This is a genomic window from Flavobacterium sp. GNP008, from assembly GCF_056428965.1.
The window spans coordinates 1-228 of sequence record NZ_JBWJVL010000071.1 but is presented as its reverse complement, the minus strand read 5'-3'; the positions used below and the strand labels follow the sequence as shown (position 1 = coordinate 228).

Sequence of the window (228 nt, the reverse complement as noted above, 5' to 3'; positions counted from 1 at the left end):
GCATGCCCGGCGCTTTCCGGCAGTACACCGGCCAGTGGCGGGGTAATCAGGGCGCCGATGAACGTCGACAGGATGATCAGCACCGACAACGGCAGCCAGTGCGAGATGCCGTGGCCCGCGTGCGCTTCGGTCTTGGCTTCACCGTGGAAGGTGATGAAGATCAGGCGGAAGGTGTACAGCGAGGTCATGAATGCACCCACCAGGCCTGCGTAGAGCAGGTTCTGGTTA

1 protein-coding gene is annotated in these 228 nt (G+C 62.3%); it reads right to left on the bottom strand.

Annotation, left to right across the window (positions count from 1 at the left end; translation table 11 throughout):
- Nucleotides 1–228, bottom strand: a 228-nt coding sequence (locus AC0608_RS13925) for a hypothetical protein (protein ID WP_478289498.1), incomplete at both ends; no start/stop codon positions are given.